The 24,447-nt window shown below is 56.6% G+C and carries 25 protein-coding genes; 15 read left to right on the top strand and 10 right to left on the bottom strand.

Annotated features, from left to right (window positions below):
* Window positions 1-32: 32 nt before the first annotated feature.
* Together CLV88_RS10085 and CLV88_RS10080 are read left to right on the top strand one after the other, a co-directional pair.
* Window positions 33-1,352, top strand: a complete 1,320-nt coding sequence (locus tag CLV88_RS10085) for a hypothetical protein (RefSeq protein ID WP_106608275.1) — start codon at window positions 33-35, stop codon at window positions 1,350-1,352.
* 263 nt (window positions 1,353-1,615) lie between these two features.
* Window positions 1,616-3,286 (top strand): SulP family inorganic anion transporter, encoded by a 1,671-nt coding sequence (locus CLV88_RS10080; RefSeq protein WP_106608274.1) that lies wholly within the window; start codon window positions 1,616-1,618, stop codon window positions 3,284-3,286.
* A gap of 54 nt (window positions 3,287-3,340) precedes the next feature.
* On the opposite strand, the gene CLV88_RS10075 is transcribed toward CLV88_RS10080, so the two are convergent.
* Window positions 3,341-3,979, bottom strand: coding sequence for a CatB-related O-acetyltransferase (locus CLV88_RS10075; RefSeq protein WP_106608273.1), 639 nt, complete (start codon window positions 3,977-3,979; stop codon window positions 3,341-3,343).
* A 2-nt stretch (window positions 3,980-3,981) separates the two neighbouring features.
* Window positions 3,982-4,587, bottom strand: coding sequence for a flavin reductase family protein (locus tag CLV88_RS10070; RefSeq protein ID WP_106608272.1), 606 nt, complete (start codon window positions 4,585-4,587; stop codon window positions 3,982-3,984).
* Window positions 4,588-4,675: 88 nt separating this feature from the next.
* On the opposite strand from CLV88_RS10070, the gene CLV88_RS10065 reads away from it, so the two are divergent.
* The 5 genes from CLV88_RS10065 to CLV88_RS10045 all read left to right on the top strand — a co-directional run bounded on the left by CLV88_RS10065 (window position 4,676) and on the right by CLV88_RS10045 (window position 7,692).
* The gene (locus CLV88_RS10065; protein WP_106608271.1) at window positions 4,676-5,170 is read left to right on the top strand and encodes a GNAT family N-acetyltransferase; all 495 of its coding nucleotides are present in this window, start codon (window positions 4,676-4,678) and stop codon (window positions 5,168-5,170) included.
* 28 nt (window positions 5,171-5,198) lie between these two features.
* Window positions 5,199-5,981 carry an EcsC family protein gene (locus tag CLV88_RS10060; protein ID WP_423827733.1) on the top strand — a complete coding sequence of 261 codons (783 nt, stop codon included), beginning with the start codon at window positions 5,199-5,201 and terminating at the stop codon, window positions 5,979-5,981.
* Window positions 5,982-6,110: 129 nt separating this feature from the next.
* Entirely contained in the window at window positions 6,111-6,626 is a 516-nt protein-coding gene (locus CLV88_RS10055) for an aggregation factor core (protein ID WP_243403628.1), read from the top strand.
* A gap of 27 nt (window positions 6,627-6,653) precedes the next feature.
* Window positions 6,654-7,118 (top strand): TspO/MBR family protein, encoded by a 465-nt coding sequence (locus CLV88_RS10050; RefSeq protein ID WP_106608270.1) that lies wholly within the window; start codon window positions 6,654-6,656, stop codon window positions 7,116-7,118.
* Window positions 7,119-7,191: 73 nt separating this feature from the next.
* Complete coding sequence (locus tag CLV88_RS10045; protein ID WP_106608473.1) at window positions 7,192-7,692, top strand: CIA30 family protein; 501 nt, start codon at window positions 7,192-7,194, stop codon at window positions 7,690-7,692.
* On the opposite strand, the gene ptsP is transcribed toward CLV88_RS10045, so the two are convergent.
* From ptsP to CLV88_RS10030, 3 genes are all read right to left on the bottom strand, one after another.
* Window positions 7,689-9,932, bottom strand: a complete 2,244-nt coding sequence (ptsP, locus tag CLV88_RS10040) for a phosphoenolpyruvate--protein phosphotransferase (protein ID WP_106608269.1) — start codon at window positions 9,930-9,932, stop codon at window positions 7,689-7,691. The genes CLV88_RS10045 and ptsP overlap by 4 nt on opposite strands.
* Window positions 9,933-9,990: 58 nt before the next feature.
* A complete protein-coding gene (locus CLV88_RS10035; RefSeq protein ID WP_106608268.1) occupies window positions 9,991-11,229 on the bottom strand; it encodes an aspartate kinase in 1,239 nt (412 codons plus the stop codon).
* A gap of 182 nt (window positions 11,230-11,411) precedes the next feature.
* Window positions 11,412-12,416 (bottom strand): hypothetical protein, encoded by a 1,005-nt coding sequence (locus tag CLV88_RS10030; RefSeq protein WP_106608267.1) that lies wholly within the window; start codon window positions 12,414-12,416, stop codon window positions 11,412-11,414.
* A 118-nt stretch (window positions 12,417-12,534) separates the two neighbouring features.
* On the opposite strand from CLV88_RS10030, the gene CLV88_RS10025 reads away from it, so the two are divergent.
* Complete coding sequence (locus tag CLV88_RS10025; RefSeq protein WP_133169941.1) at window positions 12,535-12,978, top strand: hypothetical protein; 444 nt, start codon at window positions 12,535-12,537, stop codon at window positions 12,976-12,978.
* A gap of 3 nt (window positions 12,979-12,981) precedes the next feature.
* Here the strand turns inward: CLV88_RS10025 and CLV88_RS10020 are convergent, their stop codons facing one another.
* The 3 genes from CLV88_RS10020 to CLV88_RS10010 all read right to left on the bottom strand — a co-directional run bounded on the left by CLV88_RS10020 (window position 12,982) and on the right by CLV88_RS10010 (window position 16,249).
* Window positions 12,982-13,965, bottom strand: a complete 984-nt coding sequence (locus CLV88_RS10020) for an Ldh family oxidoreductase (RefSeq protein WP_106608265.1) — start codon at window positions 13,963-13,965, stop codon at window positions 12,982-12,984.
* A 262-nt stretch (window positions 13,966-14,227) separates the two neighbouring features.
* Window positions 14,228-14,407, bottom strand: a complete 180-nt coding sequence (locus CLV88_RS23775) for a nitrilase-related carbon-nitrogen hydrolase (RefSeq protein ID WP_106608264.1) — start codon at window positions 14,405-14,407, stop codon at window positions 14,228-14,230.
* Window positions 14,408-14,830: 423 nt separating this feature from the next.
* On the bottom strand, window positions 14,831-16,249 hold the full coding sequence (locus CLV88_RS10010; protein ID WP_133169940.1) for a tetratricopeptide repeat protein: 1,419 nt from the start codon (window positions 16,247-16,249) through the stop codon (window positions 14,831-14,833).
* A 128-nt stretch (window positions 16,250-16,377) separates the two neighbouring features.
* On the opposite strand from CLV88_RS10010, the gene CLV88_RS10005 reads away from it, so the two are divergent.
* From CLV88_RS10005 to CLV88_RS09995, 3 genes are all read left to right on the top strand, one after another.
* Window positions 16,378-16,665: a hypothetical protein gene (locus CLV88_RS10005; protein ID WP_133169939.1), complete on the top strand. Its 288-nt coding sequence runs from the start codon at window positions 16,378-16,380 to the stop codon at window positions 16,663-16,665.
* Window positions 16,658-18,352 (top strand): sulfatase-like hydrolase/transferase, encoded by a 1,695-nt coding sequence (locus tag CLV88_RS10000; RefSeq protein WP_106608261.1) that lies wholly within the window; start codon window positions 16,658-16,660, stop codon window positions 18,350-18,352. The genes CLV88_RS10005 and CLV88_RS10000 overlap by 8 nt, the downstream gene beginning before the upstream one ends.
* 257 nt (window positions 18,353-18,609) lie before the next feature.
* Window positions 18,610-18,828: a hypothetical protein gene (locus tag CLV88_RS09995; protein ID WP_133169938.1), complete on the top strand. Its 219-nt coding sequence runs from the start codon at window positions 18,610-18,612 to the stop codon at window positions 18,826-18,828.
* A gap of 70 nt (window positions 18,829-18,898) precedes the next feature.
* Here CLV88_RS09995 and CLV88_RS09990 read toward each other — a convergent pair whose 3' ends face one another.
* Window positions 18,899-19,516 carry a TetR/AcrR family transcriptional regulator gene (locus CLV88_RS09990; protein ID WP_106608259.1) on the bottom strand — a complete coding sequence of 206 codons (618 nt, stop codon included), beginning with the start codon at window positions 19,514-19,516 and terminating at the stop codon, window positions 18,899-18,901.
* 112 nt (window positions 19,517-19,628) lie between these two features.
* Here CLV88_RS09990 and CLV88_RS09985 point away from each other — a divergent pair, with 112 nt between their 5' ends.
* From CLV88_RS09985 to CLV88_RS09970, 4 genes are all read left to right on the top strand, one after another.
* Complete coding sequence (locus CLV88_RS09985) at window positions 19,629-20,573, top strand: MBL fold metallo-hydrolase (protein WP_165798853.1); 945 nt, start codon at window positions 19,629-19,631, stop codon at window positions 20,571-20,573.
* A gap of 535 nt (window positions 20,574-21,108) precedes the next feature.
* On the top strand, window positions 21,109-21,690 hold the full coding sequence (locus tag CLV88_RS09980; protein ID WP_279338347.1) for a TetR/AcrR family transcriptional regulator: 582 nt from the start codon (window positions 21,109-21,111) through the stop codon (window positions 21,688-21,690).
* 136 nt (window positions 21,691-21,826) lie between these two features.
* Complete coding sequence (locus tag CLV88_RS09975) at window positions 21,827-22,264, top strand: GNAT family N-acetyltransferase (RefSeq protein WP_106608257.1); 438 nt, start codon at window positions 21,827-21,829, stop codon at window positions 22,262-22,264.
* Between the two features lie 87 nt (window positions 22,265-22,351).
* Window positions 22,352-22,813: a GNAT family N-acetyltransferase gene (locus CLV88_RS09970; RefSeq protein ID WP_243403627.1), complete on the top strand. Its 462-nt coding sequence runs from the start codon at window positions 22,352-22,354 to the stop codon at window positions 22,811-22,813.
* A gap of 567 nt (window positions 22,814-23,380) precedes the next feature.
* Here the strand turns inward: CLV88_RS09970 and CLV88_RS09965 are convergent.
* Window positions 23,381-24,127 carry an SDR family NAD(P)-dependent oxidoreductase gene (locus CLV88_RS09965; protein ID WP_106608255.1) on the bottom strand — a complete coding sequence of 249 codons (747 nt, stop codon included), beginning with the start codon at window positions 24,125-24,127 and terminating at the stop codon, window positions 23,381-23,383.
* Window positions 24,128-24,447: the final 320 nt, after the last annotated feature.

The following is a 24,447-nucleotide window of genomic DNA, read 5'->3' as shown; positions in this document are numbered from 1 at the left end:
ACAGCGAGAGAGAAAGTAGTGCGGGCGCCGTTATGGAAAACTCAGTCCGCACAGCGCTTGAGTCTGCCCTGTCCAGCCCATCGTTCGCAAACGCCGGTCGACTGCGCGCCTTTTTGAGGCATGTTGTAGAAGAGACTCTCGAAGACCGTGCTGATCTGCTCTCAGGGAAGAGCATCGCGCATGGCGTTTATGGCCGCGACCCTGATGACACTGACAGTATTGTACGTGTCGACGCGGGCCGGTTACGACGCAAGCTAGCGGAGTACTATGCGGCGGAAAGAGCCACCGAGACGGTTCGCATCCACATCGACAGCGGTGGCTATGTTCCCCGGTTCGAGGAACTAAATCAGGAGGCGCCACCTGCAATTGACGAACCAGCGCACAACAATGGCGCCGCTAGGCGCTTTGGGCCCTTGAGCAAGCTTTTGGCGGTTGCTGGCATTTGCGGTCTAGCGGTTTTGTTCTGGCAGATGCGCACTGAGCCTGCTGATCCACCAGAAGACAGTGGGCACCGTGCGGTCATGAGCGCACAGAACAGCCTTGAACGTACGGCGCTGGCGGAGAAATCGACCGCGACACTGCAGGCCGCCAATCTGGCCGAAAAGGCGAGTGATCTTTTGTTTCCGATAGCCGATGCAGAACATCAGAAACTGGCGACTGCAATGTACCGGGAATCGATCCGGATCGACCCAACTCATTCTGGTGGATATGCAGGTGCTGCGCACAGCCTCGCGACCCTCGCCTTGATCGCTCCGAGCGCAGAACAGAGCGCGAAATTTCTGGAGGAGGCCGAGAGCTTTGCTAAACAGGCCGTTGAACTCGCCCCGTTGTCCGGCTGGTCCCACTCGGCCGTCGCCTGGGTCGCTCTGGCGGCGCAGAACTTCACTGAGGCCGTTGAGTTGAGCCGGTTTGCGGTGTCCCTCAGCCCGATGGACGGCAAAGTGTTAGATTTTTACGCCGTGACAGCGCTGATCACGGGGCATTTTGAAGAAGGGTTGCAGGCTTCGGACCCCGCTCGACCACGTGATAACAAGGGTCGTCAGCCCGCTTATCTCAATGTGCAGGGTGTGGCGAATTACCATTTGGGTCATTTCGACGAGGCCATCGCTTGGTTTGATGCAGCCATTCAGGATGGCGGTCCAGTGAGCGAGTTGACATTGACCTATAAGGCCGCTGCAAGTCAGGCGGCTGGTCGCACAGAAGTTGCGCGCGCCCTTTTGGATGAGCTGGCGCAGACCTGGCCGGCGTTTCGCCCGGAACCTATCCTGAAGAAGTTTTACCAATACCCGGAACATGCCGAACAAGTCATAGCCGAGCTTCGCGCAGCTGGTTGGCCCGCGGTTTTGAAATAGTCGGCATGGCAGCGAGGGATCTAAGACAAATCTCTACCTGACCGTCAGAGCGTGCAAATGGCTGGGTCTCGCGGCGTCGAGGTTCTGGAAACACGTATCGAATGACTGTTTAAAAAAAACGGGAGCGCAGCCCGTCAGCGCGGCGGGGTGTTTGAGCAACGCGCATGGCGGGTTTGTGTTGTGGGCATTGTGATTAAGGGCATTTGTCGTTAGGGACTGCGCCAAGCGAACAACACCCCACACCCTAGAAAGACAGGTAGCTCATGAGACGCGCGGCGCTGGCCATGCTGGCCAAGAACATTTCCCCGCCCAACCTTTCCATCATGCAGGATGAAGGGCTAAGTGCAGGCCGGATCCGCACCGAAGTGCTTTCGGGGCTGACCGTGGCGCTGGCCTTGGTGCCCGAAGCGGTGGCTTTTGCCTTTGTCGCAGGAGTGCACCCGCTGGTGGGGCTTTATGCGGCCTTTCTGGTGGGGTTGATCACGGCGATTATTGGCGGGCGTCCGGGCATGATCTCGGGGGCGACGGGGGCCTTGGCGGTGGTCATGGTGGCCTTGGTCGCGCAGCACGGGGTTGAGTACTTGTTTGCGACCGTGGTGTTGATGGGGATCTTGCAAGTTATCGCAGGTGCGATGCATTGGGGCAAGTTTATCCGATTGGTGCCGCATCCGGTGATGCTGGGCTTTGTGAACGGGCTGGCGATTGTGATTTTCCTCGCTCAGATGAGCCAGTTCAAAGTGCCCGGATCGATGGTGTCTGATGGGCATGGCATGACCGGCGGCGAATGGCTGGCAGGCCCGCAGTTGATCACGATGCTGGCGCTTGTGGGGCTGACGATGGTGATCGTGTGGGGGATGCCCAAGGTCACCAAGGTGATCCCGGCGCCGCTGGCAGGTATCGCGATCACGGCGTTTGTGGTGATTGGCTTTGGTCTGGATGTGCCGCGCGTGGGCGATATGGCCTCGATCGAGGGTGGTTTCCCGGCGTTCCATATTCCGTTTGGTGAGGGGCTTGGGATTTATGGCACACCGTTGGCACCGCTGAACCTTGAGACATTTTATATTATCTTGCCCTATGCGGTCATTCTGGCGGCGATTGGGCTGATCGAAAGCCTGCTGACGCTGAACCTTGTTGGGGAGATGACCGGCAAGCGTGGTGGCGCCAGCCAGGAATGTATCGCGCAAGGCGTGGCTAATGTGACCACCGGCTTCTTTGGTGGCATGGGCGGCTGTGCGATGATTGGTCAGTCGATGATCAACGTGAAATCGGGCGGACGGACGCGGATTGCGGGCATTGTTGCGGCGCTGTTCCTGTTGCTGTTCATCGTGGCGGCAAGCCCGTTGATCGAGCAGATTCCATTGGCCGCATTGGTTGGCGTTATGTTCATGGTGGTGATTGGCACGTTTGCGTGGAACTCGTTCAAGATCATGCGCAAAGTGCCTTTGATGGATGCGTTTGTGATCGTGCTGGTGACGGTTGTGACAGTCATGGAAGACCTTGCCGTGGCGGTTGTGGTGGGCGTGATCGTGAGCGCGCTGGCCTATGCGTGGCAGAACGCGCGGCGTATTCACGCCATCGAGCGAGAGTCGGAAACCGAGATTGGCGCCAAGGTGTATGAAATTCAGGGGCCGCTGTTCTTTGGCTCTGCTGACGGGTTTGCGGAGCTGTTTCACATCCAGGACGATCCGGACATGGTGATCGTGGACTTTAAGGCCAGCCGGGTGGTGGATCAGTCGGCGTTGCAGGCGATTGAGTCTGTTGCGGCCAAGTATGAGGCGGCGGGCAAGAATATCATGCTGCGACACCTGAGCCGGGATTGTCACAAGCTGTTGACCCGCGCAGGGCACCTGATGATCGACAGTGATGATGACCCTGAATATGAAATTGCCGTGGACTACTCGGTCAAGACCGGGGTTCTGGGAGGCGGGCACTAGCGAATGTGCCAGAGGTTTTTGAGGGCGGTTCCGCAAGGAGCCGCCCTTGTTCGTTCAGGGGGCGAGGTGTTCGAGCGCGGCGATGTCGCCTTTTAGGATCGCTTGCAGGGCGTGTTCGATCAGGGTGACGGGCCAATCCCACCAAGCAAGTGCCAGCAATCGGGCGACGTCATCGGGCGAAAATCGCAAACGGGCGACAGTGCCGGGATTGCCGGTGACGACAGAATAGTCGGGCACCGTGCCGCCCACGACAGCGCCTGCACCAATGATGGCACCGTTACCAATCCGGGCACCGGGCAGGATCAAGGCGCCGTAGCCAATCCAGACGTCGTTTCCGATGGAAGTGTCGCGCGTATCGGGCTGATAAGCTTGCATATTTGCCGGGTCAAACACCGGGAAAGGATAGCAGCTGAGCCCATCCTGAGCGTGATTGGCTGAGCTGGTCAGAAAGCGCACACCATGGGCGATTTGGCAGAACTTGCCAATGCTGAGCGTTTCCTGAGAAAACGGAAAAAGATAGGGCGCGAGATGGCTGGCCCAATCTTGGGGTGGGTTGAAGTCTGAGGCGTAAGTATAGGCCCCTGCGTGGAATTTTGGGTGATCGATGACCTGCGAGAGGAACACAGTGCCCTTGTGTGCACTGCCGTCGGGCAACGTGATGGGGTAGCGCTGGGAAGGGTCTGGTAAATGCATAGTCAATCGTCGGGGCGTGAAAGGGTGAAGGTGTTGTCCACTACAGAGTAGTCGCGATAGCCAAGCCGCGCGAGCGGGCGGTAGGTGGTCACATCAAAGATGCCATCAACAAGGCAATTGTCGCGCAGGTGGATGCCGATCACCTCGCCCATGATCATGAAGTTGTTTGCGCCCAATAACGGTACGATCTGTGTCAGGCGGCATTCCAGCGCGGCTGGAGCGCCGTGGAGGCGAGGGCAGTCGATGGTTTCACATTGCGCCGCAGTCAGGCCCGCGCGTTCGAATTCGTCCACGTCCTTGTCAAAGGTGGTGGTTGAGACATTCATGGCATTGCGGGCGGATTCTTCGACCACATTGATGCAGAATACCTCTGTTGCGCGGATATTGGCGAGCGAATCCTTGCCCTCGGTCTGGTCGGGTTTGGTGCCGGTCGAAGCAAACATCACCTGTGGCGGTGTGTAAGCAATACCGTTGAAAAAGGAATAAGGTGCGAGGTTTTTGACGCCATCCACGTCGCGTGTGGATACCCACGCAATGGGACGCGGGGTGATGATGGCGTTGAACGGGTTGTGGGGCAATCCGTGGCCGTCGGCGGGGCGGTAAAACATGCGTTGCGTGTCCTTATGGTTTGCCCAAGAGGTAGCGGCATGTTAGTGGCGATTCCACTGTAAAAAGACCAAATGGGGTGCAGGGCACGTGTTCACGCTCGCACAGGAGACAGATCAGGACTGGTGGGAGGTCGAGGCGCTGTATGACCTGTGCTTTGCGCCGGGGCGCGAGGCGTTGAGTTCCTATCGGTTGCGTGATGATGTTCCGCCAGTGACAGGGCTTTCCCTGGTTGCGCGTGACGGTCAGGATATCCTGGCAGGCGCCATCCGGTATTGGCCGGTGCGGGTGGGCACGTTTGAGGCGCTTTTGCTGGGACCGGTGGCCGTGCACCCGACCCATCAGGGCGAAGGATTGGGTGGGCTGCTGATCGAAGAGAGCCTGTCGCGCGGTGTGGATTTCGGCTGGGATCGGGTGATGCTGGTGGGGGATGCGCCGTATTATCGCAAGTTTGGATTTGCGCGGCTCGGTGACGTTATCATGCCACCGCCGACCAATCCGGAACGCGTTTTGGGACGTGAACTGCGCCCCGGCGCGTGGCACGGTGTGGCGGGTCATGTGCGGAGTTTCGCCGAGGAGGCTTGAACCAGCACGTGCGCGGGCCAATCTTTATATGATGAGTGATATTGATCCGTATACCGTAATTCATGCGCCAGTGATCGACCCCGAGGCCGAACTGGCGCGATTGACCAGCCGCTATCGCAATGCGGGCGGGCTGGGCATTGAAATCCTGAATGTGCTGGGTGGGCAGGCCGAGGGCCTGTTGGAGCGTTTGCCGTCGCAGGTGCGTGACACGTTGGATGGCGCCACCGAAGCGGCGTTGACCCAAGCGATGCGGGCCGCGCAAGGATCGCGGCGGTTCGTTGGTGATCCGCAGAAATCATGGCTGAACACGGCTGTTGCTACCGCGCTGGGCGCGGCAGGTGGGGCCGGGGGATTGCCCGGAGCGCTGGCGGAGCTGCCAGTGACCACCGCGGTTTTGTTGCGCGCCATTCAGGATGAGGCCAAGCGGCAAGGCTTTGATCCGCAATCAGAAAACGTGCAGTTTGACTGTGTGCGGGTGTTTGCCGCGGCAGGACCGATGGCCAAGGATGACGGGGCGGACCTGGCCTTTGTAAGCACGCGGCTGGCGCTGACGGGGGGGGCGATGCAGGCGTTGATCGCGCGTGTTGCGCCGCGCTTGTCGGTGGTGCTTGGCCAGAAGCTTGCAGCACAGGCGGTGCCGGTTTTGGGCGCGGCCGTGGGGGCGGCGACAAACTATGCTTACACGAATTACTATCAAGAAATCGCGCATGTGCATTTTGGGCTGCGCCGGTTGGCGATAGATGCGGATCTGGATCACGATGAGCTGGTGGCTGAGATGCTGGCGGGGATGAAAAAGCCGTTTGCGGCGTGATATTCGACGCTGTGAGGGTGGGCCGCTCTTCAAGCCCTTGCGGGCTTTCCTCGCGGGGCGCGCGCGAAAATGATCGGTTTGGTGGCGCGGTGCGTAGTCCTCCAATTCTACAGGAACAGGGAGCGACAGATGACATATTCACTCAGCCGGGCAAGCATGGTTTTGGGAACAGCCTTGATCGTGGCGGCACCGATGGCACAGGCTGATCTTGCCGTGCGGTTCATAGAAGGCGCGCCGAAGGATCGGTTTCAAATTGAGAATACTGGTGCATGCGCGGTGACGTCTGGACTGGTGCGGCTGGATTTGGCGACTTCGGATGGAAAACTGATTTTTGACGTCACGGATCGCGGTGCGGGTGTGGAAGTGTTTCAGCCCTTTGAGTTGGTTCAGGGGCAGTCTGCGGTTACTGATGCGCCAGCCGTTGTGGATGGGCAGTCGGTTGTTGAATTGGGTATTAAGTCCCTGGCACCCGGCGATATTATCGCCTTTACTATTGATGTTGATGACACGGTGGGGCAGCGAGAGATCACGGTGTCAGGGTCTGAGATCGCAGGCGCAACCGCGTCTTATGTGCGCGGGGCAGAGCGGTTTACAGCGGATTTTGATGAACGCGCCAGAACGACGGTCCCATTGAGTGTGTGCTAGGGGGATGCGCTGCGAGGCGAGTGCTTTATGAGTGTTTGGGTGGTACGCTTGGCGTTTCTGGTGCTGGTCATGGGTGGTGGCATCCTGATTGGCACCACAACGGCGCCGGGCTCTTGGTATGCTGATCTGAACAAACCGTTCTTCAATCCGCCAAACTGGATATTTGGCCCGGTTTGGACCGTTCTTTACGTGTTGATTGCCATGGTTGGCTGGCGTCAGTTTGAAGGTCGACGTTCAGGGGCGGAAACTGGGGCGGTGATGCGGCTTTGGTGGGCGCAGTTGGGGTTGAATTTCCTCTGGTCCCCGGCGTTTTTCGTGATGAAGCTGCCGTGGTTGGCGTTGATCGTGATCGGTGCATTGTGGGTGGTGTTGGTTTTTTTGATCAGAAGTACAGCGCGCACGGATCAGGTATCGACGTGGGCATTGTTGCCCTATCTGGCATGGGTCAGTTTTGCGCTGCTGCTGAACCTGTCAATTGCGGTGCTGAATTGAAGGGGCGATGATGCGGAGTGCTTTTGCGGCTGTATTTGCCGCTTTGTTTTGTCTGGGAGGGGCTGCGGCCTTGATGGCTGAGGACTTGGTGATCGAAACTTTTGACTCCGCGCCCGGTACCCGTTGGGATTATGTCGCCGATACGGTTATGGGCGGCGTGTCGACCGGGCAGGCACGTTTTGAGACGGAGCGGGGCGTTGCGTTTGCTCGGTTGAGCGGCGAAGTGAGCACGCAGAATAATGGCGGATTCATTCAGGTGCGTCATCGGTTGCAAATTCCAGTGCCAGAGACGGCCGCAGGTGTGCGGCTGATTGTGCGTGGGAATGGCGAAGAGTACTTTGTGCATTTGCGCACCAAGGGGACGCGATTGCCGTGGCAGTATTACCAAGCTGAGTTTGAGACAACCGGCGAGTGGCGTGAAGTGCAATTGCCCTTTGACGTGTTTGCGCCGTCGGGCAGCTTAATGCGGAAAACGCCCACGCCGGGGCGTGTGGTGTCCGTGGGCGTGGTGGCGTTTGGCCGGGATCACAGTGCGCGGGTGGATATCCGCGAGGTCGGCTTCTACGACCGCTAGTCTCGGGTGCGGAGATAATCCATGACGGCAGGGCGCACGGATTGGTCGCCGCGCTCGCGGGCCTCGATGATGACGTCGCGCACTTCGTTGAGGTGCACACGGCGCAGGAGGCTTTTGACCGGCCCGATAGAGGCGGGGCGCATTGACAGGTAGCGCAGGCCGATGGCCGCCATGCACACGGCTTCGATCGGGCGACCTGCATCCTCGCCACAGAAGCTGAGCGGGGTTTTTGTGGTCACGCAGCGGTTTACGATGCCTTCGAGGAAAGTCAGGAAGCTGACATTGAGTGTGTCATAGCGACGGCGCACCCGTTCGTTTTCGCGGTCGGCGGCAAAGAAGAACTGTTTCAGATCATTGCCACCGATGGAAAGGAAATCAACCTCTTCAAAGAATTGCTGTGGCGCGAAGGCGAGTGATGGGGTTTCCAGCATTGCGCCTACTTCGAGCTTTTCGGGCACGGCGTGGCCAAGGATATGTTCACGTTCAAGCGCCTTGTCCATTTCCGCACGTGCGGCCCGATATTCATCATATTGCGCGATGAAAGGGAACATCACAGTCAGCGGACGCCCTTTGGCGGCGCGCAACAGCGCCTGAAGCTGCATCCGCATCACGCCCGGTTTGTCCAGCGCAACCCGCACGGCGCGCCAGCCAAGTGCCGGGTTGGGTTCATCCTGTGGTGCCATGTAGGGCAACACTTTGTCTGAGCCGATATCAAGTGTGCGAAACACCACGCGTTTGCCCTCGGCGGCGTCCATTACAGTGGAATAAGTCTGGGCCAGCTCGGTCCGTTTGGGCATTTGGTTGCGGACGAGGAATTGCAATTCGGTGCGGAATAGCCCCACGCCATCAGCGCCAGAGCTGGGCAAGCTGGGCAGATCGGCCATGAGGCCGGCATTCATTTGCAGGGAAACCGTGATGCCATCGCGCGATTGTGCGGGTTTGTCGCGGATCGATGTGTAGCGTTCCTGAGCCTTTGCGGCCATGGCGATTTTGTCACGAAATGCCGCGACAACCGTATCGTCCGGGCGCAGGTGCACCGCGCCCTGATCACCGTCGACCATGATGTGATCGCCATTGAGCGCCTCGGTCGTGATCCGTTCGGCGTGGACAACCAACGGAATAGCCAAAGCACGGGCGACGATGGCGGCGTGGCTGCCGACAGAGCCCTCTTCGAGCACGATACCGCGCAGCGAACGGCCGTATTCAAGCAATTCGCCGGGGCCGATGTTGCGGGCGATCAGGATCGGGTCGGCGGGCAAATCCGCGCCGGTTTCGGAGCCTTGCCCTGTGAGAATACGCAAGAGGCGGTTTGAGAGGTCGTCCAGATCGTGCAGGCGTTCGCGTAGGTAGGCGTCAGTGACCTGTTCCATGCGGGCGCGGGCGGTGGATTGTTCTTTCTCGACAGCCGCCTCGGCTGAGAGGCCGCGCGAGATGTCCTGCTCCATGCGCTTCATCCAGCCCTTGGAGTTGGCAAACATCCGGTAGGCTTCGAGCACGTCGAGCTGTTCCTTGTCGCCGCGCGCGGCCCCTGCAAGCATCTTGTCAACGCCGACGCGCAGCTCTTCGACCGCGTCTGAAAGGCGCTGAAGCTCGGTTTCGGGATCATCGGCCACCGGGTTTGTGACCACAACGCGTGGTTCGTGAAGCCAGACGTGACCTTCGGCAGCGCCTTCTTGAGCGCTTCCTCCTTTGAAGGTGACGGCCTGTTGATGGCGCGCGCCCATGGCGGCACCTTCACCTATAAAGGCCCCCAGTTCGGTCATTTCGGCCAACACCATAGCGACCACTTCGAGCGCATAAACTTCGTCGGCGGAATAGCTACGGGCGTCTTTGGATTGGACCACAAGCACGCCGAGATTGTCGCCAAGACGTTGGATTGGCACGCCGCAAAAGCTGGAATAGATTTCCTCGCCTGTTTCGGGCATGAAGCGGAAGCCCTTGGCGGAGGGGGCATCATCGGTGTTGACCACTTGTGAGGTGCGCGCCACGCCCCCGACGAGCCCTTCGCCCACGCGCATACGGGTCTGGTGCACCGCGTCGGGGTTCAGACCTTCGGTGGCGCAGAGTTCAAGGGTTTCTTCGTCGCGAAAAAGGTAAATAGAGCACACTTCGGTGCCCATGGAGGTAGCAATCAGCTGAGTGATCCGATCAAGCCGTTCCTGGCCTGCCGTGTCTTCTGCGAGGGCGTCGCGCAGACGCCCCAACAGTTTCCGGCTTTCTGATTCAGGTCTGTCGGCCATGTTCGCCCATCACTTGTATCCGACCCACGCAGGACACCGCAAAGACAGGCGATGACCCTTAGGCCGCGTTTTCCAATTCGAACGCATCATGCAGTGATTGCACGGCAAGTTCCATGTATTTTCTGTCAATCAGCACGGAAATCTTGATTTCTGACGTGGTAATGACGCGAATGTTTATGCCTTCATCGGAAAGCACTTTGAACATCTTGGCTGCAACTCCAGATTGAGAGCGCATCCCAATGCCAACCACGGAAATTTTGGCCACGTCCAGATCGGTGATCAGGTCGGCAAAGTTCAGGCCGCCGGAGTTCTTGAGCTCTGCCAGCGCGCTTTCGGCGCGTTTGACCTGATCTGTGGGCAGTGAGAAGGTCATGTCGGTGCGACCATCCTCGGAAATGTTCTGCACGATCATGTCGACATTCACGCCACCATCGCTGAGGCAGCCGAAGATGATCGAGGCGATGCCTGGACGGTCCGCGACAGATTGCAGGGTCATTTTGGCTTCGTCGCGGGAATAGGCGACGCCAGAGACGGCATTGGATTCCATGATTTCCTCCTCATCGCAGACCAGCGTACCGGCCTCGTCGGATTGTTCTTCAAACGAGCTGAGTACGCGCAGTTTGACTTTGTAGCGCATGGCGAGTTCGACCGAGCGGGTTTGCAGGACCTTGGCCCCGAGGCTGGCGAGTTCGAGCATTTCCTCAAACGCGATCTTGTCCAGCTTGCGCGCCTTTTCGCAAATGCGCGGGTCCGTTGTGTAGACGCCGTCGACGTCGGTGTAGATGTCGCAGCGTTCCGCGTCAAAGGCAGCGGCAAAGGCCACGGCCGTTGTATCCGAGCCGCCCCGACCCAGCGTGGTGATGCGCCCTTCGGGGCTGACGCCCTGAAAACCCGCGACAACAGCCACGCGCATACCTTCGTCAAACTTGGCGTTGATATTTTCGGGCGGGATGTCTTCGATCCGGGCCTGTGAATGGGCCGAAGTGGTCAGGAGCGGCACTTGCCAGCCTTGCCATGAGCGCGCCGGAACATCCATTTCCTGCAACGTGAGAGCCATGAGGCCAGCGGTCACGTTTTCACCTGAAGAGACAACAGCGTCATATTCACGGGCGTCAAACAATGGCGAGGTTTCATCAACAAGACCAACCAGCTTGTTGGTTTCGCCGGACATTGCCGAGACAATAACTATGACGTCGTAGCCTTTGGCGACTTCGACGCCGATACGTTTCGCCGCGCGGCGGATGCGGTCGAGATTGGCGACCGAAGTGCCGCCGAATTTCATCACGAGAACAGGCATAGCGTTTCCCTGGATAAGAACTTGGGGCGGGGTTTACGCGGTTGGGCCGGAGGGTGCAAGTGGGCGGGAGGAGGGGCGTTGCCCCTCTTGGCGCGGTGCGCCAATTCACCCCAGGATATTTTTGGCGAAAGGAAGCCAAGGATGTGGTTGAGAGGGTTGGCGTGCGCAAGTAAGTTGCGCGGTCAGCGCATCCAATAGCCGTTTTTGCGCAGAGTGTTGCGAATGGCCTGTTCCTTGCGCGGCAGGAAGGAGCGGTCAAACAGGGCGCGGGCCTTGTGGCCACGGTTTTGGTAGATCATACGCTTGAACGGGTCGTACTGCTTGAGCACCTTTTTGATGCGGTTCGGTGCGGCCACCTGTTCAAGTACATCAACGGCATGGTCGCTTTCACGCGCATAAAGCAGTGGTAGAAAACGATAATGGCAGCTGACTGAGCCGTCGAGATATCCCGGCGGTAGCGTGTCGCGCGCGCCGCCAAAGGAATGGATCACGAGCGGTAGGGCCACCTGATCAAGCCAAGGTTTCATGGTCTGGCAGACCAATTCGACCGGTGGGTCCGTTTGGATCGCGATTGCATAGTCCAGAAATCGTTGGCCAAATTCATGCGGGCAGCGGTAGTAGAAAAATCCGGCGTTGAAGTAGAGATATCGGCGCCAGTATTCATCGGGCTGCGAACGGTCGAGCGTGGGTTCAAAAGAGAGGCCAAACTTGTCGTAGAGCGACTTCCAGATCTGGGTGTAGCCGGGGCCGTAAAGTTCGATCTGCGGCCATGTGCCTTCGACTCTGAGGGAGGCGGAGGGACGGGCAAAATCAAAGGGAACTGATGACAGGTCGCCGGTGATCAAGGTGTCGGTGTCAAAAAACACAAACGGTTCGCCTTTGGGGAGCGCCGAGAGCAGTTCGATCTTGTTTCCTTCGGGATAGGATTGACCAAAGTGGCGGTTTTCTATGGGCAGGATCTCAGCATCTTGCTCCTGAAGGAAAGCTCGGACATCCGGGTTGGACATGCGCGGATCCTTGTCCCACAGAGGCCCCGGTTGCGGTTCAGCCACAAACAGGCGCCCGGAAAAATCCGGATTTGTGTGTCGCAAAGAGGCGACAAACAGCGCCGCCTCATATTGCAGGCGTCCCGATTGCCCGACCACGACAACGTTGAAATCTTTGGGAGGCGTTGCTTTTCTTGCCATTTTGCCTGCTGCCCTGCACGATGTTTGGATTGACTATAGAGTGCCCCGGCGTGTGGGAAAAGCAGAACCCACAATGGAGTGCGCAAAGGGGCGTGATGTCTCGGGTTATGGAGGGTTTATGAATAAGGTATTGATATCGGGTATTTGCGCGGCGTTTTTGATGGGCGCCGAACCAGTTGTCGCGCGCGAAGCGGAGGATCAGACTCCATCGGGCAAGTTTTTGACCGCGACCGAGGTGCGTCCGATCCTGGATGCGACCAAGGGGAACTGGGTGGCGGTTCGCGAATATGGCGGGCAGGATCTTGTGTATTTTACGCATCTTTTGAGCTGGCGATGCGGGCTGTTTGACGTGCATTTTTCGATCAATGGCGGCGAGATGCAGCGGTTTGACATTCCCGAATGCCCGCCCGACATTGCCCAACCCAACGCAATTCCCGACGATGCGACCATCTATCTGAGTTTTGAGCTGGGGTCAGTTCAGTCGATTGAAGTAGAACTGCTGTATGACGATCTGGGTGCCGACGCCGCCACGTTTGAGCGTGCCGCTATCCTATTGCCCTGACCCTCAGGCACGCCCGGCCAGCGCAAGTGTCTGCTCCCATACCGCCATTTCGAGCGGGACTGGGTCCATTTCAGCCTTGCCCTGACCGGGCATGCGCGCGCCTTCGTCCAATGCAACGCCTTCGGCCACACGCTGCATGCGATCAAAGAAGTCTGGGGCATTGCCGGGGTCAATCAGTAGATAATATTGGCCCAAATCGTGAGGTGGGCCATCCGGCGCCTTGAGTGGTTTGACATCGCGGCTGATCACGCCGCCGGTCATGCCCGCGGCCAAAAATTCGGCCATCAGGCCAAAGCCCCATCCTTTGTAGCCCCCCATACTGACCAATGACCCACCAAGGGCCGCTTCCGGATCAGTTGTGGATTGGCCTTTTGCATCTACAGCCCAGCCTTCGGGGATGGTCTCTCCTGCGGCCTTGGCCATGGTGATCTTGCCAAGTGCCACGGTGGTGGTGGATTGGTCGAACTGCATCGCGATCCCACCCGACCCGTCGGGCACCGAAAAGGCAATTGGGTTGGTGCCGATCACGCGGGTTTTGCCGCCCGGAGGTGCGACAATGGGCGAGGCGTTGGTCAATCCAAGACCGATCAGGCCACGGCACGCGATCTGTTCTGTGAAATAGCCCAGCGATGTGCAGGTGTGCGCATGGCAGATGGCAAGGCTGGCGACGCCGTTCTCCTGTGCCGCCGTCATGGCGTCTGACAGACCGCGTGAAAACGCCGGTTGAGCAAAGCCGAATTTCGCATCAACGACAACGGAGCCGGGTTTGGGGCGCGTAACCTGTGGTTCGGCACTGCCGTCCACCCGCCCGCTGTGCAGCTGTTTGCAATAGCTTTCCAAGTAATAGAGGCCGCAGATGCGATTTCCGACCGCCTCGGCCTTGCGCACGGCGCGTGCCACTTCGGCAGCGATCCAAGGTTGCGCACCATGACGTTCAAGTGCGGCTTGGGTGGTCGTCTCGATCTCGGTCAATGAAATGTCGGGCATGTCGTGCTTTCGTAAATGTCGCTGCCTGACTGGCATCGCCTCTGACCGTAGCGCCCGAGCCAAGCTCAGGCTAGGCAAATAACGCTGTGATCCGAGCAAAAGCGCGTTGGTTTGAATCTGCGGGAAGACTATGTGCGGGTTTTTGAAGGTCTCGTTCCGAGATCGTCTGTCAGTGGCTGTTTGGTGCACAATATTTCGCGATCCCGCAGGTCCGGCACGGCCTTGCGTGCGCGTTAGATCAGATCAAGGTCCAACGTGGCGCCTATGACTTGCTCGGAAGGATCGCGCCAGCATTAGAACGGCCGGAGGGGTCAACAATGCAGCTGAGACCGCAATGCTCGTGGTCGTTTTCTGAGCCGCAGCAGTGAGCACAAACCATGAAAATGCCATTCTCATAGCCACTCGAGGAGGCAACGAAGTGTGACGACTGTTCCCAATCCACGCCGCAAGAAGCCGGGACCGAACTGGCTTAGGCACCTATGGCTGCAAGGCGGCGTATCAGATCTGGGAACGTGCACTCATGTTAGAAAACAATGCCCATTCTCACATGGCGAATATTGAAAACTGTAACATAAGTGCCGAGAGCATACTAATCCTGCTCGGTCCTAACCGGCAGCATGGATTTTCGATATTTGGTCTGCGTTTGGCCCAAGGCATCAATCAAAATGGCAGCTGTAAAACCCAAGTCACACGAGCGTTCGGGATACACTTCGAGAAAGCGGCCCTTCGCTGCAAGTGCAAGCCGGGCGTGTCGGAACATTGAAAGCAGACATTGTAGCAATGGCTGGTTTGTCAACACCCTCCGCCTTTAGGTCCAACTGTAACGCTCAGCATTTTAGTCAAACAAAGCCGGAGCGGCGTTTGCCTAATCCTCGAGACTGGTCGTAGGATTTGAAGGTGTGGGAGCTGACCATCCCGACTCTTCTAGCGCTCTGGTCAGGTCTGTCACTTGATCCGGATTCAAATACAACCTGCTCAAAACTGTCTGCGGGTCAAAATCTGGCCAGTTCTCCGTGAGTTCAACAACGTGGCGTTTTGATTTGAACGCATTGCCCAAGCGATGATGAGAAGCGGCCAGATACGCAAGAGTTGGAGCTGAAATAGGGTCTCCCGAAATGGTCGCGGCTGTTAGGGCATCAATGGAATCCTGATATTGCCCGAGATGATAGCTAGATGCGCCAAACAAACTCTTGTTGGCGAACCGGCCCAATCCGGACGTTCGCTTTCTGTTGTTATCAGACGCCTCTTGCGCAGCAGTGAAATTGCCAGCTGAAAGCATCAAAACCGCGTAAAAATCCAGAACATTTCCATCCGTCGGCGCAAGATCAATCGCAATATTTGCGTGCTCAATTGCCTGTTCTGTCTGCCCCTCTACGAAAAACACCCAGGAAAGTGCGGACTGTGTCCAAGAGTTGGCCGGTGAAAGCGCTTCTGCCTGGTCAACCATATCGCGCGACTCTTCTAAGAGCGCAGACTTTTTTTCCCCTTCTGGCAGGTAGATCGCCAGGGCAGCGAGGCTTTGCGAAGCCCCGGCGTATCCCCCGAAATACAAACTGTCCTTTTTGATCGCCTGCCGGAACATTGCGAGCGATAATTCCACCTGTTGCGTTTCAACAAAAGGAAAGATTAGATTCCGGGCCTGGTCCGACATAGTAACGGCTTGAAGGCTGGACGGCGATTTCGCCAATCTTGCACGACGTTCTGCTTCGAGTTTCGGATCGCCGGAGTATTCCACCTGAAGATCAGAGGGTTTGAGCGTTTGATCGCCCGGAAAAAAGGCGACGCCCAATCCAAATCCGATGAATAGCGCGACAAAAACTGCAACAACTGTCGTGAAAGGCCTTTTCCACGCCCCGTGCGTCGATGCTCCCAGCTCCGAAGGTGTGAATTCCGCGTTCTGTGCACGTTGGTTTGTTTCGAAACGAGGTACATAAGCGCCGGGATCGACATGAATCAGTATCGGATTGTCCCGCCCCGGACCGGCATAAAATTCCGCCAGTCGTCTTCTCAGCCGTCCGGCATCAACCCTGACAATATTTTGACTGTCGTTGTCCTTGTCGGGAGCTCTGCCATATATTTCCTCTGCGATTGTTTTGGCCAAAATCTTTCGCGAAGGATCTTTTAAATTCTCTTTCACAATGTATTCGAGCAGGTCGACAAGTCGACTTGCGCCAGAGAACATTTCGCTCGACCGGATCGTCTGCAACTGTTCAAGGACCGCTTCCGGAGAAACGGAAGCGGTAGTCTGGTCCTTAGCGTCAGCTGAATCGTGTGCGCTCGTCATTTGACTACTTTAACCGTAACTATCGAAAATCAAAAGTATTTCACCCCTTTCACACGGTGTGAAACTGGCGGGCCGTCGATGTGAGTGCGATCCTGATGGCACGGACCGATCCAGGATTGGAGGGGCACATGGACATTTTCGAGGAGGACTTTCCGGAGTGGGTCAACATAATTAGGGCTCTCCGAATTGTAGATGCGGAAACAGATGAAATTTGTCGCGACTACGAAATCCTAAAAGTCGATCTGCACGATGCTGAACGCATTGAAGGCATATCGGGTGAGAGCCGGCAGGCTGATCTCAGAGCGAGCCTCTCGGGGTTGGAAAAAGAGATCCAAGCCAAGGTTATGTCAAGCCGGGGTGCTGCTCTGCGGAACACAGAAACCACAAAGCAAAGAAAGGGAACAATTGATGGTTAGGAGATGCGCGATTCTTGCGTCAACATTTGCCACAGTGGCATTTGTATCGACGCCTTACGCACGGGCTCAGGAGGCCCCCATCGTTCGCGACGCGGAGTACCGGATCCTTGAACGCCAGCACGGGGACCAATGGGCTGCAGAAGACGCAAACATAAATGAAAAGCTCGCAGAGTTTCGTGAGCGCAACGGCGGAAAGCCACCAAATATTCTTTATATCTTGCTGGATGACATTGGGTTTGGTGAATTTGGAATGCCAGACCTGGATGTTATTCGCGGATACTCAACTCCTGAGATTTCGAATTTTGCCGAACAGGGCATGTCGATGATGCGGATGTACTCTGAGCCAAGCTGCACGCCAACACGCGTTGCCATGATCACTGGTCGACACCCGGTCAGAACCGGTTTTGACGAGGCAAAAGCCGTACCCGAGGGCGAAGGTCTTGCGGCCGGTGAAGTGACGATTGCCGAAATACTAAGTGATGCAGGCTATGCCACGGCCCATATCGGCAAATGGCATATGGGGGATATCGAGCAGAGCTATGCGATCAACCAGGGCTTTGACTATGCCGAACACCCGATCCATCAGCAGGCGCAGCTAGCTCTTATGAACACAACAGCGCTGAACGAAGGCCATATCTCGGGTGTGGACTTGCGTCTGCGCTCTGATGAACTGATGCTGGACGACACGTTTCGAATTGATCCATTCGCCATGGTCTACAACATTGTCGGCGAAAAGGGAGGTAAACCGCGCGAAGTTGACATGGAGCCTGGCCAGAAGTTCTCGCAAGATGACTACCTAGCGATGGGGCAGCGTTATCAGGACAAAACCTTGGAGCAACTCGAAGTACTGTCTTCAGGTGACAAGCCTTTCTTCCTACAATACTGGCCGTTGATTCCGATCAGCTTTACCCGGACCGATATCGAGCAGGCCCAGACGCTCAACGGAGGGCCGATTGCCGAAGCCATCGTCAACATCGACACTTACGTTGGTGAAATCCTGGACCGGATGGACGCGCTTGGGATTGCGGACAACACAATCGTTGTGATCATGGGCGACAACGGCCCGTTCATGGAGTTCGTTGACCGCAGCGGTCAGTCCGACCGGATTTACCGGGGTGGGAAGACCGAGCATCTTGAGGGTGGGGTTCGTGTAAATGCCTTTGTCCGTTGGCCCGAATTGATCGAAGCAGGTTCTCGCGTTAAAGACATCACCCACGTGTCGGACCTGTTCACCACATTTGCCAGGCTTGGTGGCGCCGAAGAAGGCATTCCACGGGACAGAATTATTGATGGCGTTGACCAATTGCCGTTGTGGCTTTTGGGGGAAACACATGGTCGGCGCGACTATGTCTTCATTTACGAGGGATTTGTGCTCAAGTCATTGGTCAAGCAGCAATACAAGATGCATTTGCCACCACCAGGTGGAAATCCAATTCTGGCTTCTATGTACGACCTTTACAAAAATCCGCGTGAAGACCGCCCGCAGGATTCCATTCAGGTCGGTGTTGGTTTTGGAGCCAATTTTAGTCTCATGGCGCAAAGACATCTGGGCATGAAGGAACTCTATCCTGATATGCCGGCAGGGCATGGCCCACTGTATGGTGGCATCGAATACCTGCGCCCAGAAACTCAGGCACTGGTCGACAACATCTTGTTTGCGCAAAGCCTGACAAAGAAGCCAGAGTAAAATGGCTTTCCCGATCCCTGGCCAAACTCTTTCGGCTGGGGATCCCGCAAATTTTGCGGATCATCAGGTTTCGATGATTACGGTGTCCTCTACACACATTTGAAATTCTGCGAGACCTACACTCAGGCCTTTGACGCAATGGATGTCATAAGAAATGTCCATTTTTGAAGCTGCAATGCTGTGAGGCTGGTGTTCTTCTGATTAAGGCAGGACGCCATTTAGGTGCCCCGTTCAGGGTCTGGAACAGGATGCAGACAATGACCGGTATATTTGCCCGGAAGGTAAAGATCTCCACCACATACGGCGGAAATACTCCGCCGCCAGAAGAGACAAACCCAAATCTGGTTGCTCCACAATATCAGACCAACATTCCCGAATGCTCCATCGAAAACAGCAATTTTTTAACGACATCGGCCCAAAGTGACGAATGCTGCGGTCCGTTCAAACGGCGGCGTATCAATAAAAGCTGGCGCTAGCTGAATTCAATGCTGCAACATGCCTATGGCCGTTTGGGGAACATGCACAGGTCACGAACCGCGTTGCCCGTCATTGGTCACAACAAGAGTCCAATTGTTGGGCAATGCACCCGACCGAGAACTCCACCACGTCTTCCAGATCAGCTTTGGACACTCCACGTGTTGTCATCTGCCGCAAGCCGGTATGCAGGGTCATAAGGTAGGTGCCAAGAGCTTGTGCGTCGCTTGTCGGGCGCCCGGCTGACAGCAGTGCCCGTTCGAAAAAAGCAACGTATGTTTGCTGCGCCAGCGCATTCATTGCGTGGACCTTGGCGGTCTCATGGTTTGGCAGATGCCCCCCACAATCATCTGTTGAAGACGACAAGACCAAACATCCTTTTGGACCATCTGGGTGTTTAACAGACGCCAATGAAGCTTTCAAAAACATGCGGATCGCTTTGGTTGCCCCGATGTCATCCCGTTTCAAGTGAACGTAGGCAGTTTGGGACTGTTGCTCAATGTATCGATCAAGTGACGCAGAGTACATCGAAGCCTTGTTGCCGTAGGCCGCATAGAGACTTGGCTTGGTCAGACCCGTTGCCTCAACCAGATCAGACATAGTCGTTCCGACATAGCCTTTGCGCCAGAACACATCCGTGATGCGACTTAGAACCTGCCCTTCATCGAAAGTCCTCGGACGCCCTTTCATGCCGCACTCCTCTTTTTTATCAGTTGACTTATATACCGAACGGTATGTATGTCAAATAAATACCGTTCGGTATAGTAATGTGATTGAACTCTTACAGCTTGGGAGACTGTTCATGGAACGACGTGACTTCTTGATTGGAACTGGAATGACATCCGCATTGGCAGCTCTTGGATGGTCGGTTGGACCTGCGGACGCCGAAGGGCTTGTAGCGGCACGACGCTACCGGGTTGGGGCAGCAACGGTTCATGTCTTGTCTGACGGGTACATTCCACTCGGGCCAGAAATGCTCAATGGAGTTACCCCAGAAGAGTTCGCATCCTTGCTTGAGGCCGCGCATATCTCGTCCGATTTGCATCCGACCGCTGTAAACGCGTTCCTTGTTGAGATCGGAGAAAGCAAAATTATGATCGACGCTGGCGCTGGGGACATCCTTGGCCCGACAGCGGGCAAGCTGCCAGAGGTTATGAATGCCATCGGCATCGACCCGGCTGATATCGACACGGTGATCTTCACCCACCTGCACGGGGACCATATCGGTGGCGTTGTGTCGCCGTCGGGCAATCCCTTCATCAACGCAGCGCTGCGGGTCGCAAGTGCGGACGTCGACTTTTGGACCAACGCCGATATCCAGGCCCAAGCCCCGGACGCATTCAAACCCTCGTTTGACCTTGCGCGCGCCGCGCTTGGCGGCTTTGGAGACCGTGTGGATGCGTTCGGGTCAGGTGAAGTTTCGCTTGCGCCGGGCCTGACAACCGTTCCGTTGCCGGGGCACACGGTCGGCCATACGGGGCTGATGCTTGAAAGCGAAGGCGAAGCCCTATTTATAACTGCCGACATATTCCATGTTCCGGCGGTGCAGCTTTCGATGCCCGGCGTGACAATTGGCTTTGACACTGATCAAGAGTTGGCACGTCAGACGCGCCTGAGAACGTTGGATATGATCGCAACGGATCGCATGATGATGGGTGGATCGCATGTCGCTTTGCCCGGCTTGGGCCATCTCGACACAGCCGGCGATGGATATCGCTGGACGACTGCCCGGCATCAATATGGATAGTCCGCCCCCCCCCCGCCAAACGACTAACGGCCAATCCTGCCAGTGGGTTTATGGCCAGCCGTTCTGTGGACCTACCTGGAGCTCATAAACTTTGTGGCGAAATGGTCGCGACACGCGAAGAACCGAGCAGAAAACGCCTTAACCGGACCTAGATGTGGATCTCAGCTGATGACGGCTTTGGGCCAATGTTCAAGATGCTGCATGGTGCATTACTACCCGCTGGTGCTGAGTCTTTTCCGATTGAGGTAAATTCACCGTGCACTGGTGCGAACTCTCCTTGTTCGCCATCGGCAACAGATGCCTCTCAATTGGCCGAAGATGAGCTTCTAGTGTGTCCCGGATCGGATTCATCCAATTTTCTTCAGGCTTTGACTCCCGCAATACGTCACATTCATAACTGACTTTACAGTCACTGACCTTTTAGTCAGTTATGGTTTGCGGTTTTGTCCCCGAGGAGATTCGCTTCGAATTACGGGTTTCTGCTCCTTGAAGAGAAGCCCATAGCGACATCGTCACAACGTAAAGGCTGACACAGATGAGACCACAAAAGGGGAAGAAAAAGATTTTCGATGCCGCGATGGAGCTGTTTGAAACACAGGGGTACTTTGCGACGACTGTAGAGCAAATCACCGCAAAGGCCGGCGTTTCCAAAGGTCTCGTCTACAACTATTTTCCCAGCAAAGAAGCCTTGCTAGTTGGCCTCATTGAAAACACAACAGAGACGATGAATGTTGTGGCGGAAACGTGGACGCAACAAGAGACATTAGAAGCATCAATATCCGGGTTTTTAGACGGCTATTTCCAGTACCTTGCGTCTGAACGCCGTTTTCTGAAACTCCAGCTGACGCTTTTGTTGATGCCTGAACTGCAGAGCGTTGTGCGACAACCTCAGCAAGCACGTGCGCAGCTATTGCTGTCGATTATGACCGATTGGTTCGCAGAGTGGGGGTCCGCAGAACCGGAAAACCAAGCCCGGCTGTTTCTGGCGATGTTGGATGGAATAGCCCTGCATTACTTGTCTGTGTACGAAAACTACCCCTTGGTTGAGGTGAAGTTGACCCTTTTACAAACGGTGAATGATTGGTGTCGTAACACCTCTGTGGGGTCGCAGCCATGAAAATTGGGCGACACAAACACCCCGTATGAAATTTCGAGAATGATGGTTTCAGTCTCCTTGGCGGAGCGAAAATCCGGCGACAAGTCCCTGAGTAAGACGATCACAAAGATCCAGAAGAACAATCGAAAGCAAGACAATGATCAGAGAATATACACACAACGATACCAACGCACTGATTGCCATTTGGGAAAAGGCCAATGCACTGGCGCATCCGTTTCTGGCCCGTGATTTCGTTGCTTTCGTCAAGGACGCGATGCGCAACATGTATCTGCCCAACGCGGAAACATGGGTGCTCGAAGAGAACGGCAGCCCCATCGGCTTTATCGCCATGATCGGCAATGAAATCGGAGGGTTGTTCCTTGATCCGGCACATCACGGGCAAGGGCACGGGCGTGCGATGGTGGACTACGTGGTCGAACTTAAAGGCCCGCTACGTGTCGAAGTGTTCGAAGACAACAAAGTAGGCCGTCCCTTTTACGAACGCTATGGGTTTGAGTTTGTCGAGGACTACCTGCACGAGCAATCAGGCGCGGTTAACGTGAAAATGTCCATGCCCGGTGCAGCATCAATTTAACCAGCGAATTTAACGCCCCCGCAGTTGCGCATCGCTATGTGCATCACGGGCTCTACTGTTCGGGGTGCAAGATACAGGGCACCTACATTGGAAGCGATCATGACGAATAATGCACTCACAATCCGCCCCTATGACACAGAAGACAACGCCGTGTTGACCGACATTTGGTATTCAGCGTCAAAGGTAGCCCATCACTTTCTGGGAGAAGACAAGCTTCATGAACATCGGTCTTTGGTTGCGGAACTATATCTACCGCAAGCAGAAACATGGGTAGCATGCCTTGACGGGACTCCTGTTGGGTTCGTTGGCCTGATGAATAACTTCGTCGGCGGACTCTTTGTTTCTCCCGAAGCACAGGGCAAAGGCGTCGGCCAAGCGCTAATCGCATACTGTCTTGAGTTGAAGGGCGGCCTGAATTTGGACGTCTATGCCCTCAATGTGCGCACCTATGAATTCTACAATAGATTGGGGTTTGTAGAAACTGAACGCAGGCCAACTGACAAAGAAGGGCTTCCCTTCGAAGAAATTTCTATGTGCTTGTCAAAATGAGACTGCGTTAGGGAGGAGGGCTTCCAACCTGGAACTCACGTCATCATTGTTTGTAATGGGGCCACCGCTCTGAATTGGGCTCGACGCTGTTCATCGCCCACCAGAGAACAGAGCGCATCATCGACCGGTGTGGAAGTGCAGTTGCCACAGTCCGAATAGCGGACCTTGGCTCATCCCGCGGCGAACGAACGCTCCCCGCCATTTCAGTTGGCGACGTGAACGGCGCTTAGCTGACCTTGATGCGGATCGAAGCTAAGGTCCGGTATGAGCCCAACCTGCACCTTCATCACGCCGCGGCGAGCTACCCTTGGCCTATTTGGGGCTAACGTTTCAAAGCGTCAAAAACTGTGCCTTGGGTTTCAAACCAACCGGTCGCTTTGGAGGTTCAGGCAATGCTTGGGCGGGCCAGAAACGACCTAATTGATATCCATTCTCCGGATGCGACCGACGAGCTAAAGGCGAGAAGGGATGCAGGCGCCTCGAATACCATCGCGAAACAACGCCCCTGCTTGACTGCACCGCTCAACCTCAAGGTCGCGGCGTTTCTTCTCCATAATGAGCCGAGACCTAATGGAAAGTCAGGCCGCCGTCGATGACCAGCGTCTGACCGGTGACCGTCTCTGCCCGGCAGAAAGTCAGCGCCTGCTCGGCCACATCGTCGATAGAAGTTGTCTTCTTCAATTTGGCCGCCTCGCGCCAAGTCGAAACGAAGCTTTCGGGTGCCCCGCCGCTCATTACCGTGTTCTCCATCAGCCCGGGCGCTACGCAGTTTACCCGCACATCCGGCGCCAGAGAGGCCGCGAGGAATCGGGTCAGGCCCGAGACGGCGGCCTTCGCAGGCTGAAATGTCCGGTCGGCACCCCAAGTTCCGTGCCCGATGGTGGAGCCGAAATTGACGATAGCGCCCCGCGCGGCGCGCAGATGCGGAGCGGCAGCCCGGGAGACGAGGAAGGGACCACGGAAGTTGATGTCGCTGATGCGATCCCAGGTCTCGGGGTCGTAGGCGAGGAGATCGCCCGCGGGCGGCCCCCCGGCTGCGCCGGCTGCGTTCATCAATATCGCGAGGCCGTCCAGCGCCTCGGCCGCCAACGCCACACCCGCTTCGACCGAAGCTGGGTCTCTCAAATCGAGCGGGACAGCGACCGAGCGGCGACCGTGCTTCTCGACCGCTTCGCAGGCCGCTGCCGCGCGGTCCTCGCCGCCGCTCCAACCCACGGCCACGTCGGCGCCCGCCTCCGCCAGCAGCTCTACCAACCGGCGGCCCAGACCGCCGCTGCCGCCGACGACCAGAGCCGGTTTTCCTGCGATGTCCATGTCGTAGCGCCCTTTCTTTGAAGCAGGCTTCTCCAAGCTAGTTAAATACTGCCAAGCTCCGACCGCTGGCGCAACCGATCAAGCGGAACCAGTCCCATCGGCGAAGTCGATGACGGCAGAGACGCCGAACGTGTTGAAAAACTAGGAAGCCAGTTATCTGCTACGGAATCGACAGCTTCTGTCGTTTGCAGGAACCCGCCTTTCAGTGGATGGCAGCTTTGTCCGGAGGCTGTGTGGAAACTCGGCTGATTGCGATGCCCGTCTGTCTTTACCTGCGTTTTTGCCCGTTTTGGCGTGAGATCGGCATTTCAGCCGACAGA

It is taken from the genome of Shimia abyssi (assembly GCF_003014475.1).
Classification (GTDB): domain Bacteria; phylum Pseudomonadota; class Alphaproteobacteria; order Rhodobacterales; family Rhodobacteraceae; genus Shimia; species Shimia abyssi.
The sequence above is the reverse complement of the archived record's forward strand: the minus strand, read 5'-3'. Positions and strand labels throughout refer to the sequence as shown.

Bases quoted from the DNA above. Each gene is read 5' to 3' on its own strand.
- CLV88_RS10045 (WP_106608473.1), top strand. From the start codon at position 7,192: ATGGCTGAGGACTTGGTGATCGAAACTTTTGACTCCGCGCCCGGTACC.
- CLV88_RS09995 (WP_133169938.1), top strand. From the start codon at position 18,610: ATGACCGGTATATTTGCCCGGAAGGTAAAGATCTCCACCACATACGGC.
- CLV88_RS10035 (WP_106608268.1), bottom strand. From the start codon at position 11,229: ATGCCTGTTCTCGTGATGAAATTCGGCGGCACTTCGGTCGCCAATCTC.
- CLV88_RS10030 (WP_106608267.1), bottom strand. From the start codon at position 12,416: ATGGCAAGAAAAGCAACGCCTCCCAAAGATTTCAACGTTGTCGTGGTC.
- CLV88_RS10085 (WP_106608275.1), top strand. From the start codon at position 33: ATGGAAAACTCAGTCCGCACAGCGCTTGAGTCTGCCCTGTCCAGCCCA.
- CLV88_RS09990 (WP_106608259.1), bottom strand. From the start codon at position 19,516: ATGAAAGGGCGTCCGAGGACTTTCGATGAAGGGCAGGTTCTAAGTCGC.
- CLV88_RS09965 (WP_106608255.1), bottom strand. From the start codon at position 24,127: ATGGACATCGCAGGAAAACCGGCTCTGGTCGTCGGCGGCAGCGGCGGT.
- CLV88_RS10025 (WP_133169941.1), top strand. From the start codon at position 12,535: ATGAATAAGGTATTGATATCGGGTATTTGCGCGGCGTTTTTGATGGGC.
- CLV88_RS10050 (WP_106608270.1), top strand. From the start codon at position 6,654: ATGAGTGTTTGGGTGGTACGCTTGGCGTTTCTGGTGCTGGTCATGGGT.
- CLV88_RS10010 (WP_133169940.1), bottom strand. From the start codon at position 16,249: ATGACGAGCGCACACGATTCAGCTGACGCTAAGGACCAGACTACCGCT.
- CLV88_RS10055 (WP_243403628.1), top strand. From the start codon at position 6,111: ATGACATATTCACTCAGCCGGGCAAGCATGGTTTTGGGAACAGCCTTG.
- CLV88_RS09985 (WP_165798853.1), top strand. From the start codon at position 19,629: ATGGAACGACGTGACTTCTTGATTGGAACTGGAATGACATCCGCATTG.
- CLV88_RS10075 (WP_106608273.1), bottom strand. From the start codon at position 3,979: ATGCATTTACCAGACCCTTCCCAGCGCTACCCCATCACGTTGCCCGAC.
- CLV88_RS10000 (WP_106608261.1), top strand. From the start codon at position 16,658: ATGGTTAGGAGATGCGCGATTCTTGCGTCAACATTTGCCACAGTGGCA.
- ptsP (WP_106608269.1), bottom strand. From the start codon at position 9,932: ATGGCCGACAGACCTGAATCAGAAAGCCGGAAACTGTTGGGGCGTCTG.
- CLV88_RS10005 (WP_133169939.1), top strand. From the start codon at position 16,378: ATGGACATTTTCGAGGAGGACTTTCCGGAGTGGGTCAACATAATTAGG.
- CLV88_RS10080 (WP_106608274.1), top strand. From the start codon at position 1,616: ATGAGACGCGCGGCGCTGGCCATGCTGGCCAAGAACATTTCCCCGCCC.
- CLV88_RS09975 (WP_106608257.1), top strand. From the start codon at position 21,827: ATGATCAGAGAATATACACACAACGATACCAACGCACTGATTGCCATT.
- CLV88_RS10060 (WP_423827733.1), top strand. From the start codon at position 5,199: ATGATGAGTGATATTGATCCGTATACCGTAATTCATGCGCCAGTGATC.
- CLV88_RS09980 (WP_279338347.1), top strand. From the start codon at position 21,109: ATGAGACCACAAAAGGGGAAGAAAAAGATTTTCGATGCCGCGATGGAG.
- CLV88_RS10020 (WP_106608265.1), bottom strand. From the start codon at position 13,965: ATGCCCGACATTTCATTGACCGAGATCGAGACGACCACCCAAGCCGCA.
- CLV88_RS10070 (WP_106608272.1), bottom strand. From the start codon at position 4,587: ATGTTTTACCGCCCCGCCGACGGCCACGGATTGCCCCACAACCCGTTC.